We start from the raw sequence: 1806 nt of genomic DNA on the forward strand, positions 1-1806 counted from the left end.
CCTCTAACGCTTGGACTTTTTGCTGAAGCGTCAGAATATCGTTCTTTATCTCATCTGACACGTCCATATGGTCAACGGTGTCCTGAAGCTTTGCCATCTTGTCTTTTAAATCTGAAATACTTGTTTTGACGCCTGTATCATCATAGGGCGGCGTCCGCCTTGACCCGAGTTCAATCAATTAGGACACCTCCACGATTGTGACGACTGTCTCAGTATCAGCGACTAGGTACACGTCAGGGCTTTGGCTATGAACCTTAAATGTTAGCGGGCTGTCGTTAGACGTGAGCGGCGCACCTGTAGTCGTCTCGACACCCTGCTTACCCCAATAAATGACACCCGAGTTAGGCGGGTAGATCGTCAACTCTCGGCGGTTTGTCAGTTTGCTAGAACCAGACTTTGCCATTACAGGCGTGACGCCTACACTCACCCCACCAACCCTAAAGTCATTCATTCCGGCTTCCCGAGTTGGTACAGGTTGTGTCGCCGGGATAGAAGACCCGCCGAGTGTGACAGGCTTATCTATCTCAACACTCCCAATATGCTTGTCGCCTGCCGCAAGCGGCGGTAACGCTGATATATCTACGGTTCCTGTCATCTGCCCAAGCTGAACGGTGTCAATGGACTGTGGTATAGATGACGCTGTAAATTTCTCAATCCAAGATTCGACCCGGACTTTTTCGGGCTGCACGATCGCGGCGTCAAGGTAGATTGTGTGATAGCCGAGCGGTCGCGCCAAAAGCTTTGTTGACCCCGGCGCTACGGCTAAAAGATAATTGTTAGGCGACACGCTCGGGCGCTCGTGTACGTACACGATCTGACTTGTGTTATTTGTTATGGCTGAATGGTTCGGCTTTGTGTCGTCAAAATAAACCGTTGTAATGTCGCCCGGTAGCATGGTGACGGTCTGTTCACGCCATGTACTCTTTTTATGGTCATCCCCCGGCTGTTTGACTAGTTCCGGCATTCTTGTTCACTCCTTTTGCTATTGTAGCGGCTTTCTTGATGTGGTTTGACGCGCTGCGTCCTTTCTTAATGGCTTTGGCTCCCTTAGAAACAGATTTGACAGCACGACCACCCGGAACAAAATCCATTGCGGTGGATGCTGTACCTTTCGCAACGTCTCCGACTGCTGGGAAGGCTTTCATAAAGAACACGATTGCAATGATAGCAAGCCCGAGAATAAGAGACCATCTGAACACGCCGAACATGATATTTGATAAATATGATTTGTCGTCAGTGCCTGAAGATGAAGAATCCCCACCTGTCGCCCCGGCTCCTGACGTTCCTTTGAATGTAATGTCCTTATCATCGTACTGGTGAAGGTTGTTACTGCTGATAATGCCGAGAAGCTTATTTACATAGTTAGGGTCTGTTGCATACCCTCCAGCTTTGATTCCCTTCGCATAGTCCTCAACGCTTTTTGCGTTCTTCAGCTTTGACGCATAACGCGGCTTGGATAATAGTTCCGCGTGGGCGCGTATGGAATCTTGATAGCTGTTGTACTTTGCAAAGCCATCCTTCACGTGATAGGTCTTACCGTTATATACTTCGGTCGTACCCATCGTGGCACTTCCTGCTGTACCTCTTCCCTTTATTCCAAATAGGTTCTTAGAGTAGTAGGCAAGCCCGGACAATCCGCCCGGGTTTGAACCGCCTGATTCTAACATGATTTGACCCAGTATGATGGATGCAGGGATGCCAGTTTCTTTCTGTATGGCTTGCGCGTCTTTGATAAACGGCTTTATATTTACGCCCATACTTCCACCTACTTTGTCAGGATTTTGATTTTCTGACCCGGTTTAATTT

Annotated in this window: 2 protein-coding genes; both read right to left on the reverse strand. The window is 48.6% G+C overall.

Going from position 1 to position 1806, the window contains the following annotated elements:
- Positions 1-178: 178 nt before the first annotated feature.
- Positions 179-964: a hypothetical protein gene (locus tag ACFXHA_RS45595; RefSeq protein ID WP_376642735.1), complete on the reverse strand. Its 786-nt coding sequence runs from the start codon at positions 962-964 to the stop codon at positions 179-181.
- Positions 933-1757 (reverse strand): glycoside hydrolase family 73 protein, encoded by an 825-nt coding sequence (locus ACFXHA_RS45600; RefSeq protein WP_376642737.1) that lies wholly within the window; start codon positions 1755-1757, stop codon positions 933-935. Before ACFXHA_RS45600 ends, ACFXHA_RS45595 begins: the two co-directional genes overlap by 32 nt.
- Positions 1758-1806 lie beyond the last annotated feature (49 nt).

Origin of the sequence: Nocardia sp. NPDC059240 (assembly GCF_042753865.1) — a bacterium.
Lineage (GTDB): Bacteria > Actinomycetota > Actinomycetes > Mycobacteriales > Mycobacteriaceae > Nocardia.

What these genes read in the sequence shown, in the direction of transcription:
- ACFXHA_RS45595 (WP_376642735.1), bottom strand. Translation starts at nt 964, where the DNA reads ATGCCGGAACTAGTCAAACAGCCGGGGGATGACCATAAAAAGAGTACA.
- ACFXHA_RS45600 (WP_376642737.1), bottom strand. Translation starts at nt 1,757, where the DNA reads ATGGGCGTAAATATAAAGCCGTTTATCAAAGACGCGCAAGCCATACAG.